The organism is Streptomyces sp. SD15, from assembly GCF_054462255.1.
Genome location: NZ_JBTLMO010000012.1, coordinates 43112 through 56877, shown reverse-complemented (window position 1 = coordinate 56877; position 13766 = coordinate 43112). Strand labels below are relative to the sequence as shown.

General features: G+C 69.6%; 14 protein-coding genes and 1 pseudogene. 7 read left to right on the top strand and 8 right to left on the bottom strand.

Annotation, left to right across the window (positions count from 1 at the left end; genetic code table 11):
• Positions 1–18: 18 nt before the first annotated feature.
• Both ACX28W_RS14290 and ACX28W_RS14285 read right to left on the bottom strand, forming a co-directional pair.
• Positions 19–186, bottom strand: a pseudogene (locus tag ACX28W_RS14290) (hypothetical protein); the annotation flags it as partial.
• A gap of 25 nt (positions 187–211) precedes the next feature.
• Positions 212–604, bottom strand: a complete 393-nt coding sequence (locus ACX28W_RS14285) for a cupin domain-containing protein (RefSeq protein WP_458999303.1) — start codon at positions 602–604, stop codon at positions 212–214.
• 52 nt (positions 605–656) lie between these two features.
• On the opposite strand from ACX28W_RS14285, the gene ACX28W_RS14280 reads away from it, so the two are divergent.
• Positions 657–1691, top strand: a complete 1035-nt coding sequence (locus ACX28W_RS14280) for a GlxA family transcriptional regulator (RefSeq protein WP_458999302.1) — start codon at positions 657–659, stop codon at positions 1689–1691.
• A complete protein-coding gene (locus ACX28W_RS14275; RefSeq protein ID WP_458999301.1) occupies positions 1688–2206 on the top strand; it encodes an LURP-one-related/scramblase family protein in 519 nt (172 codons plus the stop codon). Before ACX28W_RS14280 ends, ACX28W_RS14275 begins: the two co-directional genes overlap by 4 nt.
• 1 nt (position 2207) lies before the next feature.
• Here ACX28W_RS14275 and ACX28W_RS14270 read toward each other — a convergent pair whose 3' ends face one another.
• Positions 2208–3002, bottom strand: a complete 795-nt coding sequence (locus ACX28W_RS14270) for a carbon-nitrogen family hydrolase (protein WP_458999300.1) — start codon at positions 3000–3002, stop codon at positions 2208–2210.
• 144 nt (positions 3003–3146) lie between these two features.
• On the opposite strand from ACX28W_RS14270, the gene ACX28W_RS14265 reads away from it, so the two are divergent.
• Positions 3147–3971: a maleylpyruvate isomerase family mycothiol-dependent enzyme gene (locus ACX28W_RS14265; RefSeq protein WP_458999299.1), complete on the top strand. Its 825-nt coding sequence runs from the start codon at positions 3147–3149 to the stop codon at positions 3969–3971.
• 129 nt (positions 3972–4100) lie between these two features.
• Here the strand turns inward: ACX28W_RS14265 and ACX28W_RS14260 are convergent, their stop codons facing one another.
• A complete protein-coding gene (locus tag ACX28W_RS14260; protein ID WP_458999298.1) occupies positions 4101–5405 on the bottom strand; it encodes an MFS transporter in 1305 nt (434 codons plus the stop codon).
• On the bottom strand, positions 5402–6133 hold the full coding sequence (locus ACX28W_RS14255) for an FCD domain-containing protein (protein WP_458999297.1): 732 nt from the start codon (positions 6131–6133) through the stop codon (positions 5402–5404). The genes ACX28W_RS14260 and ACX28W_RS14255 overlap by 4 nt, the downstream gene beginning before the upstream one ends.
• Positions 6134–6364: 231 nt before the next feature.
• Between ACX28W_RS14255 and ACX28W_RS14250 the strand changes: the two genes are divergently transcribed.
• Positions 6365–7261 carry a D-alanyl-D-alanine carboxypeptidase family protein gene (locus ACX28W_RS14250; protein ID WP_458999296.1) on the top strand — a complete coding sequence of 299 codons (897 nt, stop codon included), beginning with the start codon at positions 6365–6367 and terminating at the stop codon, positions 7259–7261.
• A 121-nt stretch (positions 7262–7382) separates the two neighbouring features.
• Here the strand turns inward: ACX28W_RS14250 and ACX28W_RS14245 are convergent, their stop codons facing one another.
• From ACX28W_RS14245 to pdhA, 3 genes are read right to left on the bottom strand one after another with little or no spacing between them, the layout of a single operon-like run.
• A complete protein-coding gene (locus tag ACX28W_RS14245) occupies positions 7383–8795 on the bottom strand; it encodes a dihydrolipoamide acetyltransferase family protein (protein WP_458999295.1) in 1413 nt (470 codons plus the stop codon).
• A gap of 10 nt (positions 8796–8805) precedes the next feature.
• Positions 8806–9786, bottom strand: a complete 981-nt coding sequence (locus tag ACX28W_RS14240) for an alpha-ketoacid dehydrogenase subunit beta (protein WP_458999294.1) — start codon at positions 9784–9786, stop codon at positions 8806–8808.
• Positions 9787–9788: 2 nt separating this feature from the next.
• Positions 9789–11000: a pyruvate dehydrogenase (acetyl-transferring) E1 component subunit alpha gene (gene pdhA, locus ACX28W_RS14235; protein ID WP_458999293.1), complete on the bottom strand. Its 1212-nt coding sequence runs from the start codon at positions 10998–11000 to the stop codon at positions 9789–9791.
• A 378-nt stretch (positions 11001–11378) separates the two neighbouring features.
• Between pdhA and ACX28W_RS14230 the strand changes: the two genes are divergently transcribed.
• The 3 genes from ACX28W_RS14230 (at position 11379) to ACX28W_RS14220 (ending at position 13673) form a co-directional block, all read left to right on the top strand.
• Positions 11379–12041 carry a response regulator gene (locus tag ACX28W_RS14230; RefSeq protein ID WP_458999292.1) on the top strand — a complete coding sequence of 221 codons (663 nt, stop codon included), beginning with the start codon at positions 11379–11381 and terminating at the stop codon, positions 12039–12041.
• Between the two features lie 92 nt (positions 12042–12133).
• Positions 12134–12571 (top strand): pyridoxamine 5'-phosphate oxidase family protein, encoded by a 438-nt coding sequence (locus tag ACX28W_RS14225; protein ID WP_458999291.1) that lies wholly within the window; start codon positions 12134–12136, stop codon positions 12569–12571.
• Positions 12572–12647: 76 nt separating this feature from the next.
• Positions 12648–13673, top strand: coding sequence for a phosphotransferase (locus tag ACX28W_RS14220; protein WP_458999290.1), 1026 nt, complete (start codon positions 12648–12650; stop codon positions 13671–13673).
• Positions 13674–13766: the final 93 nt, after the last annotated feature.

The following is a 13766-nucleotide window of genomic DNA, read 5'->3' as shown; positions in this document are numbered from 1 at the left end:
TGACACCGCCCCGGGCGCCTACTCCGCGTCCATCCCCGCCAGCACCAGCGGCAGCCGGTCCGTGCCGCCCTCCGTGAGGCGGACCGGGACGCCCCAGTCCTGCTGGTGGACGTGGCAGGCCGGGTATTCGTTGGTCCCCGCGGCCGAGCCGCTATGGGATGCAGTGTCGTCGCAGGACGCCGCCATCTTCGTCGGACCAGCCTTCGTCGGACTAGCCGAGAGCCTGGCCCGTCGTCGCGTGCACGTGGTCGGGGACCTCGTCGTGGTGGTCGCCCACGGTGAGGGTTCCGGTCGGCTCGAAGAGGAGGATCTCGGCGCCGCCGGGGGCGATCGGCTTGTGTTCGGTGCCGCGCGGGACGGTGAAGACGGATCCCTTGGGGAGTACGACGGTCCGCTCGCCCTCCGGCTCCCGGAGCGCGATGGTCAGCTCGCCCTCCAGGACCAGGAAGAACTCGTCGGTGTGGTCGTGGATGTGCCAGACATGTTCGCCTTCGACCTTGGCGACGCGTACGTCGTAGTCGTTGACGGTGGTGACGATGCGGGGGCTCCACAGGTCGGTGAAGGACGCCAGGGCGGCGGGGAGGGATACCGGTTGGGTGCTCATGGCGCCATCCTCAGCGGTGGGCCGGCCCTCGCACGAGTGCTAGAAATCGCATATGCCGCAAGGATCCTCTCAGCAGTCGAGGCCCCACCGGGTCGGGTCTCAGCAGTCGAGGCCTCACCGCGTCGCCGTGATCGTCGACGCGGGCACCAATCCGTTCGAGGTGGGCGTCGCCACCGAACTCTTCGGGCTGCCGCGGCCCGAGCTCGGCCTGCCGGGGCCGTTGTACGAGGTGACGCTGTGCACGCCCACGCCGGGGGTCCGGATGAACCACGGGTTCTTCACCCTGACGGATGTGCCCGGACTGGAGGCCGCGGACGACGCGGACACCCTCGTCGTACCCGGCCGTCCCGACAACGTCGTACCGCGCGGTGCCGCCGTCCTCGACGCCATCCGGCGCACCCACGCGCGCGGGGCACGCGTCGTGAGCTTCTGCACCGGCACCTTCGCGCTCGCCGAGGCCGGGCTGCTCGACGACCGCCGCGCCACCACGCACTGGCTCTGGGCGGACTCCTTCCGGGAACTGCACCCGAAGGTACTGCTGGAGCCGGACGTGCTCTTCGTCGACGAGGGCGACATCCTCACCGCCGCCGGCAGCGCCGCCGCGCTCGACCTCGGCCTGCACATCTGGCGCCGGGATCATGGCGCCGAGGTGGCCAACGCGGTGTCCCGGCGGCTCGTGTTCGCCGCGCACCGCGACGGCGGGCAGCGGCAGTTCGTCGAGCGGCCCGTGCCCGACGTACCGGACGCATCCCTCGCACCGCTGCTGGCCTGGGCGCAGGAGCGGCTCGGCGAGCCGCTCACGGTCGCGGACCTGGCGGCGTACGCGGCCCTCAGCCCGGCCACGCTGCACCGGCGCTTCCGGGCGCAGCTGGGGACGACTCCACTGGCCTGGCTGACCGGGGAGAGGGTCGCGCTCGCGTGTCGCCTCATCGAGCGGGGCGAGCAGCGGCTCGACGTGGTGGCGCGGGGCAGCGGTCTCGGCAGTGCCGCGAACCTGAGGGTGCGGCTGCGGCGGGAGACGGGGCTCAGCCCGTCGGCCTACCGGCGGCGTTTCGGACCGGCCACCGGGGAAGCCGTGACCGTATGAGATTCCTCGTACGCGACCGGCTCCTCGGCCTCGGTGACGACTACTGGATCGAGGACGACCACGGAAACAAGGTGTTCCTCGTCGACGGCAAGGCGATGCGGCTGCGGGACACCTTCGAGCTCAAGGACACGCGGGGGCGTGTTCTCATCGACATCCACCAGAAGATGTTCGCCCTGCGGGACACGATGGTGATCGAGCGGGACGGGGAGCCGCTGGCGACGATCAGGCGGAAGCGGCTGTCCTTGCTCCGCAACCACTACCGGGTGTCCCTCGTGGACGGCACGGAGCTGGACGTCAGCGGCAAGATCCTCGACCGTGAGTTCGGCGTCGACTACGACGGGGAGCTGCTCGCGCAGATCTCGCGGCGGTGGCTGCGTATCCGGGAGACGTACGGCGTCGATGTCGTCCGGGACGACGCGGACGCGGCGCTGCTGATCGCCGTGGCCGTGTGTGTGATCCACCTGGCGGAGAAGGAACGCGGGGAGGAGCGGAGGGAAGAAGACGCGGAGGGCTGACTCAGCGGCGCGGCGCCTCCAGCCCCAGCATCCGGTCCTTCAGCGCCGGGAACTGTTCCCGCGTCACGCCGACCTTCGCCGGGTCGAAGTCCACCGTGAGGATCTCCTCGCCCGAGCCCGCCTCGGCGAGGACCTCGCCCCACGGATCGACCACGATCGAGTGACCGGCCTGGGGAACGCCCGCGTGCGTCCCGGCCGTTCCACAGGCGAGGACGTACGACTGGTTCTCCACCGCCCGTGCCTGAGCCAGCAGCGTCCAGTGGGCCCTGCGGCGCTCCGGCCAGCCCGCGGAGAGGACGAGGGTCTCGGCGCCCGCGTCGACGAGCCCGCGGAAGAGTTCGGGGAAGCGGAGGTCGTAGCAGGTGGCGACGCCGACGGTGGTGTCCGGCAGGCGGACCGTCACCAGCTCGCCGCCCGCGCCCATCAGCACGGCCTCGCCCTTGTCGAAGCCGAAGCGGTGGATCTTGCGGTAGGCGGCGGCCAGGTCGCCGGAGGGGGAGAAGACTAGGGCGGTGTTGTAGAGCGTCCCGTCAGCGGCCCGCTCGGGAATCGAACCCGCGTGCAGCCACACGCCCGCGTCGCTCGCCGCCTTCGCCATCGCCTCGAAGGTCGGCCCCTCGAAGGTCTCCGCCTCCGCGCCGAAGGACTCGTACGCGAACGCGCCCGTGGTCCACAGCTCAGGCAGCACGACCAGATCGACACCGGCTTGTTCTCGTACCAGTGATGCCACACGCCGCCGACGCGAATCGACCGATTCGGTCTCTTTTACATCGATCTGGAGGAGAGAGGCGCGCACACTACCACCGTCCTGGCATTCGAGCCGTCCATACGGGCCTACGATCGTCACACGAAAGCACTGCCGGGGTGCCTCACAGCAGCGTAACTTAGCGTTCCAAGACACCCACTGCCCGAGCACCGATCGCCCGAGGGGTCCCGTTCCGTGAGTCTGCATCCCAGCCTTCAGTCCTACGCCGACGCCTGGACCCACTCCATCGACGCGATATCCGAACTGGTGTCGCCGCTGGTGGAGGGCGAGTGGAACCGGAGGACGCCCTGCCCCGGCTGGTCGGTACGGGATCTGGTGTCGCACGTCATCGGGCTCGACTGCGAGATGCTGGGCGACCCGCGGCCGATCCACACGCTCCCCCGCGACCTGTTCCACGTGACGAACGAGTACCAGCGGTACATGGAGATGCAGGTCGACGTACGCCGCCACCACACGGCGCCGGAGATGACCTCCGAGCTGGAGTACACGATCATCCGCCGCAACCGTCAGCTGCGGAACGAGTCGCGGGCCCCGGAGACCAAGGTGCGCGGTCCGCTCGGCTCCGAGCCGACGCTCGAACAGGCGATGCGGAACCGGGCGTTCGATGTGTGGGTGCATGAGCAGGACCTCCGGGTCGCCCTCGGCCGGCCCGGCAACCTCGACTCTCCGGGTGCGCACATCACCCGTGACGTGCTGCTCGCCGCGCTCCCGAAGGTCGTCGCGAAGAACGCGGGGGCGCCGGCGAATTCGGCGGTCGTCTTCGACATCCACGGGCCGATGGAATTCCTGCGCACGGTGCGTGTCGACGCGGAGGGGCGCGGCTCGATAGACGGCGCCCCCTCTCTCGGCCCCGCCGCCACCCTCACCCTCGACTGGGAGACGTACTTCCGCCTCGCCTGCGGGCGCGTCTCGGCCGACGCCGTCTCCGACCGCATCAAGACGGAGGGCGACCCGGAACTGACGACGGCGATCCTGCGGAACTTCACGGTCACGCCGTAGCGCCGGGGGCGCGCATCCCAGCCCGTCCGGCGTTTGAGGACGAGGCCGTTCAGGCCGAAGCGGGGGTCTGGGGGCGGCAGCCACCAGGGACGGGTAAGGGCGGCGGGGGCGGAAACCCTCGCCCGGTGCCTACGCGGGCACGTGCACCGTCTCCACCCGGCTGGCCACCAACCGCTCCCGCTCCCGCCGCGCCGCCTGCTTCCGCAGCCGGAAGATCTGGCTCAGCCCCAGCGCCTGCAGCACAAACACGGCGGAGAACGCGACGCGATAGTTGTCGCCCGTCGCGTCCAGCAGCACACCGATCGCGAAGAGCGTCGTCATGGAGGCGACGAAACCACCCATGTTGGTGATTCCGGACGCGGTCCCCTGCCGCTCGGGCGGGTTCGCGGGCCGCGCGAAGTCGAAGCCGAGCATCGACGCGGGCCCGCACGCACCGAGCACCGTGCACAGCACGATCAGCAGCCACATGGGGTCGCGTTCGGCGGGATACGCCAACGCGCTCGCCCAGACCACCGCGGTCGCCGCCACCGTCCCGAGCGCGAGCGGAAGCCTCGCCGCGTGATGCCGGGCGACGATCTGCCCGTACACCAGGCCGACCAGCATGTTGGACAGGACCACGAGGGTGAGCAGTTCACCGGCGGTGGCCCGGGACAGCCCCTGCGCCTGGACGAGGAACGGCATGCCCCACAGCAGCAGGAACACCATCGCCGGGAACTGTGTCGTGAAGTGCACCCACATTCCGAGCCGCGTGCCGGGCTCCCGCCAGGACGCGGCGATCTGGCGACGGACGTACGCCGCCCCCTGATGCGGGAACGGCTCCGGCTCGTGCCCCTCGGGGTGGTCCTTCAGGAACAGCAGCATGAGGACGAGGACGACGACTCCCGCGAGCGCACTGCCGGCGAACGCCGCCGTCCAGCCCACCCCGTGCAGCAGCCGCGCGATGACGAGGGTCGAGACCAGGTTGCCCGCCATCCCCACCAGACCCGCCAACTGTGCGACCAGCGGACCGCGCCGGGCCGGGAACCACCGCGTGCCCAGCCGCAGCACGCTGATGAACGTCATCGCGTCACCGCAGCCCAGCAGCGCGCGCGAGGCCAGCGCCATCCCGTACGAGGGGGAGAACGCGAAGCCCAGTTGCCCCGCCGTGAACAGCACGACGCCGATCGTCAGCACCTTCTTGGTGCCGAGCCGGTCGACCAGCAGGCCGACCGGTATCTGCATGCCCGCGTAGACGAGGAGTTGGAGGATCGAGAAGGTGGAGAGGGCGGAGGCGTTCACATGGAAGCGGTCCGCCGCGTCCAGCCCGGCCACCCCCAGCGACGTACGGAAGATGACCGCGACGAAGTAGACGGAGACGCCGATGCCCCAGACGCCGATGGCCCGGCGTCCGCCGGGCGGGTCCCCCGGGAGCGACACGGCCGAGTGGGAACTCATCGGACCTCTCCCCGCGCCAGGTTCGAGAACCAGCTGACGTGCCGGTGGACGAGGTCGACCGCCGCCTCCGCGTCGCCGGAGCGCAGGACTTCGAGGATCTCCTCGTGCTCGGTGAGCGTCTTGGTGATCCGGTCGGGGTGGGCGTGCATCACCGCTACCCCCATCCTCAACTGCCGGTCGCGGAGCTGGTCGTAGAGCCGGGAGAGGATCTCGTTGCCGCCGCTGCGGACGATCTCGGCGTGGAAGCAGCGGTCGGTGACTGCGGCGGCGGCCAGATCCCCGGCCGCGGCCTGCTCCTTCTGCTGCGTGAGGAGTTCCTCCAGGCGCTCGATGAGCCGCGGCGAAGCCGGTACGGCCTTGCGGACCGAGTGCTCCTCGACAAGTTGCCGTGTCTCGACCACGTCCGCGATCTCCTGCGCGGAGACGGGCAGCACGAGCGCGCCCTTCTTCGGGTAGAGCTTGATCAGCCCTTCGACCTCGAGCCGGAGCAGCGCCTCACGCACGGGAGTCCGCGAGACCCCGACCGCCTCGGCGAGCTCGCCCTCGGTGAGCAGCGTCCCGCCCTCGTAACGGCGCTCCAGGACCCCGTGCTTGACGTGGGCGTAGACACGGTCGGCGGCGGGCGGCTGCTTCAGCGGTTGTTTCACCGGCTGTTCCACCGGTTGGCCCACGGGCTGGTTCACCGGGGGGACGGCCGGCGGGGCGGACACGGACGGGGCGACAGGCATGCGCACATCATAGATACAACACGTACGCATGGTCGCGTCTCGTCCAGGATGCGGACCGGTACGACCGGAGACCCATCACGCCGTCACCGATAGACTCTTGACGTAACGCACGTCACATAAACCATCCCCTTCTTTCGTGCATCCCTTTGGGCGCGTCGCGAGTCCGTACGTGAGACGGCACTGCCATGTGTCGTTCTCCCAGGGGCATTTCGCGCATTCGGAGCGTTCATTTTGATTACCGGCATTAAGGGCACGCGTATCCGTCGAGCCGCCGCTGTCACCATTACCACCGGCGCCGTACTGGCGGCCGGAGCGTTCGGGGCCGCCCCCGCGGGCGCCGTCACGACGCCCACGATCGCCGCCAAGGGCGGCTACGTGATGAACAACAGCACGGCCGCGACCCTCTACGGCAAGACCGCGGACACCCGCCGCTCCACCGGCTCCACCACCAAGATCATGACCGCCAAGGTCGTGCTCGCGCAGTCGAACCTCAACCTGGACGCCAAGGTCACGATCCAGATGGCGTACAGCGACTACATCGTCGCCAACAACGCGTCCTCGGCGCGCCTGATCGTCGGCGACAAGGTCACCGTCCGCCAGCTCCTCTACGGGCTGATGCTGCCGTCCGGCTGCGACGCCGCGTACGCGCTCGCCGACAAGTTCGGCACGGGCACGACGCGTGCCGCCCGCGTGAAGTCGTTCATCGGCAAGATGAACACCGCCGCGACGAAGCTCGGCCTGAAGAACACGCACTTCGATTCATTCGACGGCATCGGCAACGGCTCGAACTACTCGACGCCGCGCGACCTGACGAAGATCGCCAGCAGCGCGATGAAGAGCTCCACGTTCAAGACGATCGTGAAGACGAAGTCGTACACGGCGAAGACCATCACGAAGACCGGCAGCACCCGCACCATGGCGGCGTGGACCAACACGAACGGGCTGCTCAGCAGCTACAGCGGCACCATCGGCGTGAAGACCGGCTCCGGCGCCGAGGCCAAGTACTGCCTCGTCTTCGCCGCCACCCGCAACGGCAAGACGGTCATCGGCACCGTCCTCGCCTCGACCTCCATCGCCGCCCGCGAGTCGGACGCCAAGAAGCTCATGAACTACGCCTTCGCCAAGTAGTCCCGGGCGAAGCCAAAAGGACACAGTCCCGCACATACGGGACATGGTCCCCACATACGAGAAGGGGGCCCACCGCACATCCGCGGTGGGCCCCCTCCGTCGTTCTCAGGACGTCGCGGCCCTACGCCCAGGTGATCAGGCGCTTCGGCTGTTCCAGGATCGCTGCCACGTCGGCCAGCACCTTGGAGCCCAACTCTCCGTCCACCAAGCGGTGATCGAAGCTCAGCGCCAGCGTCGTCACCTGGCGGGGCTTGACCTTGCCCTTGTGGACCCAGGGCTGGAGCTTGATCGCGCCGACCGCGAGGATCGCGGACTCGCCGGGGTTGAGGATCGGCGTGCCTGTGTCGATGCCGAAGACGCCGACGTTCGTGATCGTGACCGTGCCGCTCTGCATCGCGGCCGGTGAGGTCTTGCCCTCGCGGGCCGTGGTCACCAGCTCGCCCAGCGCTTCGGCGAGTTGGGGGAGCGTCTTGGTGTGCGCGTCCTTGATGTTCGGGACGATCAGGCCACGGGGGGTGGCGGCGGCGATCCCGAGGTTCACGTAGTGCTTGAGGACGATCTCCTGGTTGGCCTCGTCCCACGACGCGTTCACGTCCGGGTTGCGCCTGATCGCCACCAGCAGGGCCTTGGCGATCAGGAGGAGCGGGTTGACCCGCAGGCCCTGCATCCCATATGTGGCGGGGTCCTGCTTCAGCTCCTCGACGAGCTTCATCGTGCGCGTCACGTCGACCGTCACGAACTCGGTGACGTGCGGCGCGGTGAACGCCGAACCCACCATCGCGGCGGCCGTGGCCTTGCGGACGCCCTTGACCGGGATGCGGGTCTCGCGGGCCGTGCCGTACGTGACGGCCGGAGCGGGAGCCTCGGCGGGGGCGGCCGGAGTCTCTTCCACGACCGGGGCCGGGGCCACCGCCGCGTGTACGTCCTCGCGCGTGATGATGCCGTCAGGGCCGGACGGTGTGATCGTCGCCAGGTCGACGCCGAGGTCCTTGGCCAGCTTGCGGACCGGGGGCTTGGCGAGGGGGCGCTGCTTGGCGTGTCCGTGTCCGTTGAGCTCACCCTGGATCGCGGTGGCCGCGAAGAATGCCTCGGACTGCTGGGCCGGGACCTCCGTGCCCTTGCGGGGGCGGCGCTTCGTGGAGGACTCGGCGACGCCGTACCCGACGAGGACCGGCTTGCGGCCCTCGGGCTCGGGCGCCTCGGCAGCGGGGGTTTGCGCCGGCGCCTCGGCCGTGGGGGCCTCCTCCGCGGGAGCCGGGGCCGTCCCACCGGCCACGTCCACCGCGATGATCACCTCGCCCACGTCCACCGTCGTCCCCTCGGGGAAACGGAGTTCGCGCACCACACCGTCGTACGGGATGGGCAGCTCCACGGCTGCCTTGGCCGTCTCCACCTCGCAGACGACCTGGCCGTCGGTGACGGAGTCACCGGCCTTGACGTACCACTTGAGGATCTCCGCCTCGGTGAGTCCCTCGCCCACGTCGGGCATCTTGAACTCGCGGAGCCCCGACGCGTTCTCAGTCATCGTCGTCACGACCCTCTCCTCAGTACGCCAGCGAGCGGTCGACGGCGTCGAGCACCCGGTCCAGGCCCGGAAGGTACTCGTCTTCCAGACGTGCCGGCGGGTAGGGGGCGTGATAGCCGCCCACCCGCAGGACGGGCGCCTCCAGGTGATAGAAGCACCGCTCCGTGATGCGGGCGGCGATCTCCGCGCCCGTGCCCAGGAACACCGGGGCCTCGTGCACCACGACCAGGTGGCGGGTCTTCTCGACCGAGGCCTGGACGGAGTCGAAGTCGAGGGGGGACATCGAGCGCAGGTCCAGGACCTCGATCGACTTGCCCTCCTCCTGGGCCGCCGCCGCGGCCTCCAGGCAGACCTTCACCATCGGGCCGTACGCGGCGAGGGTCAGGTCGCTGCCCTCGCGTGCCACGACCGCCTTGTGCAGCGGTCCGGGGATCGCGTCCGTGTTGACCTCGGACTTGTCCCAGTACCGCCGCTTCGGCTCGAAGAAGATCACCGGGTCGTCGCTCTGGATGGCCTGCTGCATCATCCAGTACGCGTCGGACGCGTTCGACGGGGAGACCACCTTCAGGCCCGCCACGTGCGCGAACAGCGCCTCGGGCGACTCCGAGTGGTGCTCGACCGCGCCGATGCCGCCGCCGTACGGAATGCGGATGACGACGGGGAGCTTGATCTTGCCGAGCGCCCGCGCGGGCATCTTCGCGAGCTGCGTGACGATCTGGTCGTACGCAGGGAAGACGAAACCGTCGAACTGGATCTCCACGACCGGGCGGTAGCCCCGCAGGGCCAGGCCGATCGCCGTGCCGACGATGCCCGACTCGGCGAGCGGGGTGTCGATGACCCGGTCCTCGCCGAAGTCCTTCTGCAGACCGTCGGTGACCCGGAAGACACCGCCGAGCTTGCCGACGTCCTCGCCCATGATGAGGACCTTGGGGTCGGCGTCCAGGGCCGTGCGCAGCGACTCGTTGATCGCCTTGGCCAGCGCCATCTTTTCCGCAGCCATCGCTACTTGCCCTCCCCTTCATCCGCGAACGACGCCTGGTAGGCGGCGAACTGGGCCCGCTCCTCGTCGACGAGCGCGTGCCCGTCCGCGTACGCGTTCTCGAAGATGGCGAAGCGGTCCGGGTCCGGCATGGCCCGGACGACTTCGCGTACTCGTTTGCCCAACGCCTCGCTCTCGGCCTCGAGTTCCGCGAAGAATCCCTCGTCCGCGTGGTTTGAGGCCTCCAGGTACGTGCGCAGGCGCAGGATCGGGTCCTTCACCTCCCACGACTCGCGTTCCTCGTCCGTCCGGTACTTGGTCGGGTCGTCGGAGGTGGTGTGCGCGCCCATGCGGTAGGTGTACGCCTCGACGAGCGTGGGGCCCTCGCCGTGGCGGGCCCGCTCCAGCGCCCACTTGGTGACGGCCAGGCAGGCCAGGACGTCGTTGCCGTCGACGCGGACGCCCGGGAAGCCGTAGCCCTGCGCGCGCTGGTAGAGCGGAACGCGGGTCTGCCTCTCGGTGGGCTCGGAGATCGCCCACTGGTTGTTCTGGCAGAAGAACACGACCGGGGCGTTGTAGACCGCGGCGAAGGTGAACGATTCAGCGACGTCGCCCTGGCTGGAGGCGCCGTCTCCGAAGTACGCGATCACGGCCGAGTCCGCGCCGTCCTTGGCGACGCCCATGGCGTAGCCGGTGGCGTGCAGCGTCTGTGAGCCGATGACGATCGTGTACAGGTGGAAGTTGTTGCTGTTCGGGTCCCAGCCGCCGTTGTTCACGCCCCGGAACATGCCGAGCAGGTTGGTCGGGTCGACCCCGCGGCACCAGGCGACTCCGTGCTCACGGTAGGTCGGGAAGGCGTAGTCGTCTTCGCGGGTGGCCCGCCCGGAGCCGATCTGGGCGGCCTCCTGGCCGAGCAGCGAGGGCCACAGGCCCAGCTCGCCCTGGCGCTGCAGGGAGGTGGCCTCGGCGTCGAAGCGGCGGGTCAGCACCATGTCGCGGTACAGGCCGCGCAGCTCTTCGGGGGTGATGTCGGCGACGTACGAGTCGTACGTGGCGTCCTTGACGCGCTTGCCTTCCGGAGTCAGCAGCTGAACAAGTTCGGGGTCCGCCCCCGATGCGCCAGGTGATTTCTTGCCCATTTCAGCCGCGCCGGCGCGCTTGCTCGCGGCGCTCTTCGTACCGGTTGTACCGGCGCTGCGTCGCGGCTTGCGCGCGGCAGTCCTCTCCACGGTCACGTGTGCTCCTCCGTCGGTCCGGCCCCCGGGGTTGCCGGGTGGCCAGTGCGGCTCGCCTGTTCCAGTACCCGTGCACGGGGTGGGTGCCCTCGGCCGGGAACAGGCGTGACAGGTGCCCCGGCGAGCACCCTGCAACGGTCACGTTACCCAGTGCTCCACATTTCTGGGAAACCCCTCCTGACCTGCGTTTTTGCTTGGATTTCCAAGTACTTTTTAGTCGGATTTCCAAGTAATCGCGCTAGTCGGGAACAGTCGCTGGTCAGAGCATGGGTTGCAGCCTTGCAGGGGGCCGGAACACCGGCACGTTATCCCGGTCACCCCGGACACGGGAAGAGTTCACCCCAGGCAACGCCCATAGTGGTGTGTGACACTTACTTCGTGCCCGAAGACGGACAAATTACCGTATTTCTCCTCGACGATCACGAGGTGGTACGCCGGGGCGTTTATGAGCTGCTCTCGGTGGAGGACGACATCGAGGTGGTCGGCGAGGCCGGCACGGCGGCCGACGCGCTCATACGGATTCCGGCCACACGCCCGGACGTCGCGGTGCTCGACGTCCGGCTCCCGGACGGCAGCGGGGTGGAGGTCTGCCGCGAGATCCGGTCACAGAACGAGGACATCAAGTGCCTGATGCTGACGTCCTACTCCGACGACGAGGCCCTTTTCGACGCCATCATGGCGGGTGCCTCGGGCTATGTCCTGAAGGCGATTCGCGGCAGTGAACTGCTCTCGGCCGTACGCGATGTCGCCGCCGGAAAGTCCCTGCTCGACCCGGTGGCCACCGCCCGGGTGCTGGAGCGGCTACGCGGCGGCGGTGGCGCCAAGAGCGACGACAGGCTCGCGCACCTCACCGAGCAGGAGCGCAGGATCCTCGACCTGATCGGCGAGGGGCTCACCAATCGCGTGATCGGTGAGCGGCTGCATCTCGCCGAGAAGACGATCAAGAATTACGTGTCGAGCCTGCTGTCCAAGCTGGGCATGGAACGGCGTTCCCAGGCGGCCGCCTATGTGGCGCGCATACAGGCGGAGAAGCAGCGCTGATCGGTCCGGGAACTTATTCGGGACTTATGGCCCCTCTCCAGAGGGCGGGCGCCTCTTTTTTCCGCCCCTCCAGGTGCCGGAGATTGGGTGGCATGCCCACCGAGGAACAGCTCACCGACGAACAGCTCGCCGTGGAACTGATCGGCCGCACCGACTACGGCCGGGTGGCCACCAGCATGCGCGCCATGCCCTTCCTCGCGTTCGCCCGCCACATCGTGGCGGACGGGCGCGTCCTACTGCGCATGCACCGGGGTTGGGGACACCACCGGGCCTGCGTCGGCGGCATCGTCGCGTACGGCACCGACAGCCTGAGCGCCGCACGGCCCGGCGAAGGCGTGTGGTCCGCGCAGATCGTGGGCCGGTGCGAGATCGTCGAGCCGACGGCGACACATCTGGAGCTCTTCGGCGCGACGCCACGTGTCGTCGACGGCGAGCCCTACGACCCGGTCTATCTGGGGATCGAGCCCCGGTTCTCGACCGTGCACTCCACGGACGGTGGCCTTGGACGGCAGTTCCAGCACGCCCTGTGACTCATCAATGATCAAATACGACTGTGTGTGACAAACGCGAGGTCAGGGCCCCGATTCGTGCCCTAGCATCTGGCGCGTGCCGCGATCGTCCGTACCACCCCCTGTGCCTCACGCGCCCCCTCTGGGCGCCCTCCTCCGCCAGTACGCCGCCGGGTCCGCGCTGACCTGCGACCCCGTCGACCAAGGGCTGCTCAACCGCGGCTACCGGCTCCGCACCACCCGCGGCCGCTACTTCCTCAAGCACCACTTCGACCCCGAGACCGCCGACCCCGTCGCGATCGCCCGCCAGCACCGGGCGACCCAGCGCCTCGCCGACCTCGGCGTCCCCGTCGCCCCACCGCTGACCGGCACCGACGGGCGCACGGTCGCCGTCATCGGCGGCCACGCGTACGCGCTGCACCCCTGGATCGACGGCCGGCACCAGCACGGCGGCCAGCTCACCGGCGAGCAGTGCGCGCGCCTGGGAGCGCTCCTCGGGGGCGTCCACGCGAGTCTGGAACGGGTGATGCCGGTGGAAGGGCGGACCCGGGCGAACCCGGCCTCCGACCCCGTCGACACCTTCGCGCTGATCGACCGCCTGCTCGCCCGGGTGCGCCACCACCACCCCTCCGACGCCTTCGACGAACTCGCCCGGCACCGGCTCCTGGAGCGCCGCGCCCTCCTGGAACGACACGCCGACCGACGGCCCCCGCAGGGCGGCTCGGTGGGCTGGGTGCACGGCGACTTCCACCCGTTCAACCTGCTCTACCGCGACGGCGAACCGGCCGCGATCGTCGACTGGGACCGGCTGGGCGTCCACCCCCGTGCCGAGGAGGCCGTGCGGGCCGCGGTGATCTTCTTCGTACGCCCCGTCGGCGCGCTCGACCTGGCGAAGGTGCGGGCCTACGCGCGCGCGTACCGGCGTACCGCGGGTGCCACCCCCTGCGAACTCACCGCCGCTGTGCACCGCGTGTGGTGGGAGCGCCTCAACGACTTCTGGATGCTGCGCTGGCACTACGAACGCGGCGACACCCGCGCCGACCCCCAGTTCCCGGCGGCCTCGGCGCTGGCGGTGTGGTGGACGCGGCAGTACGACGCGGTGCGCGAGGCGTTCGCGGGGTGAGCGTCCCGTGGCGGTGGGGGCGGTGGGCTGTGGGGCGGTGAAACACCACGCGCGCGTGGCGCCCGTTGCCGGGCTTCACGCGCGCGTGGAGGG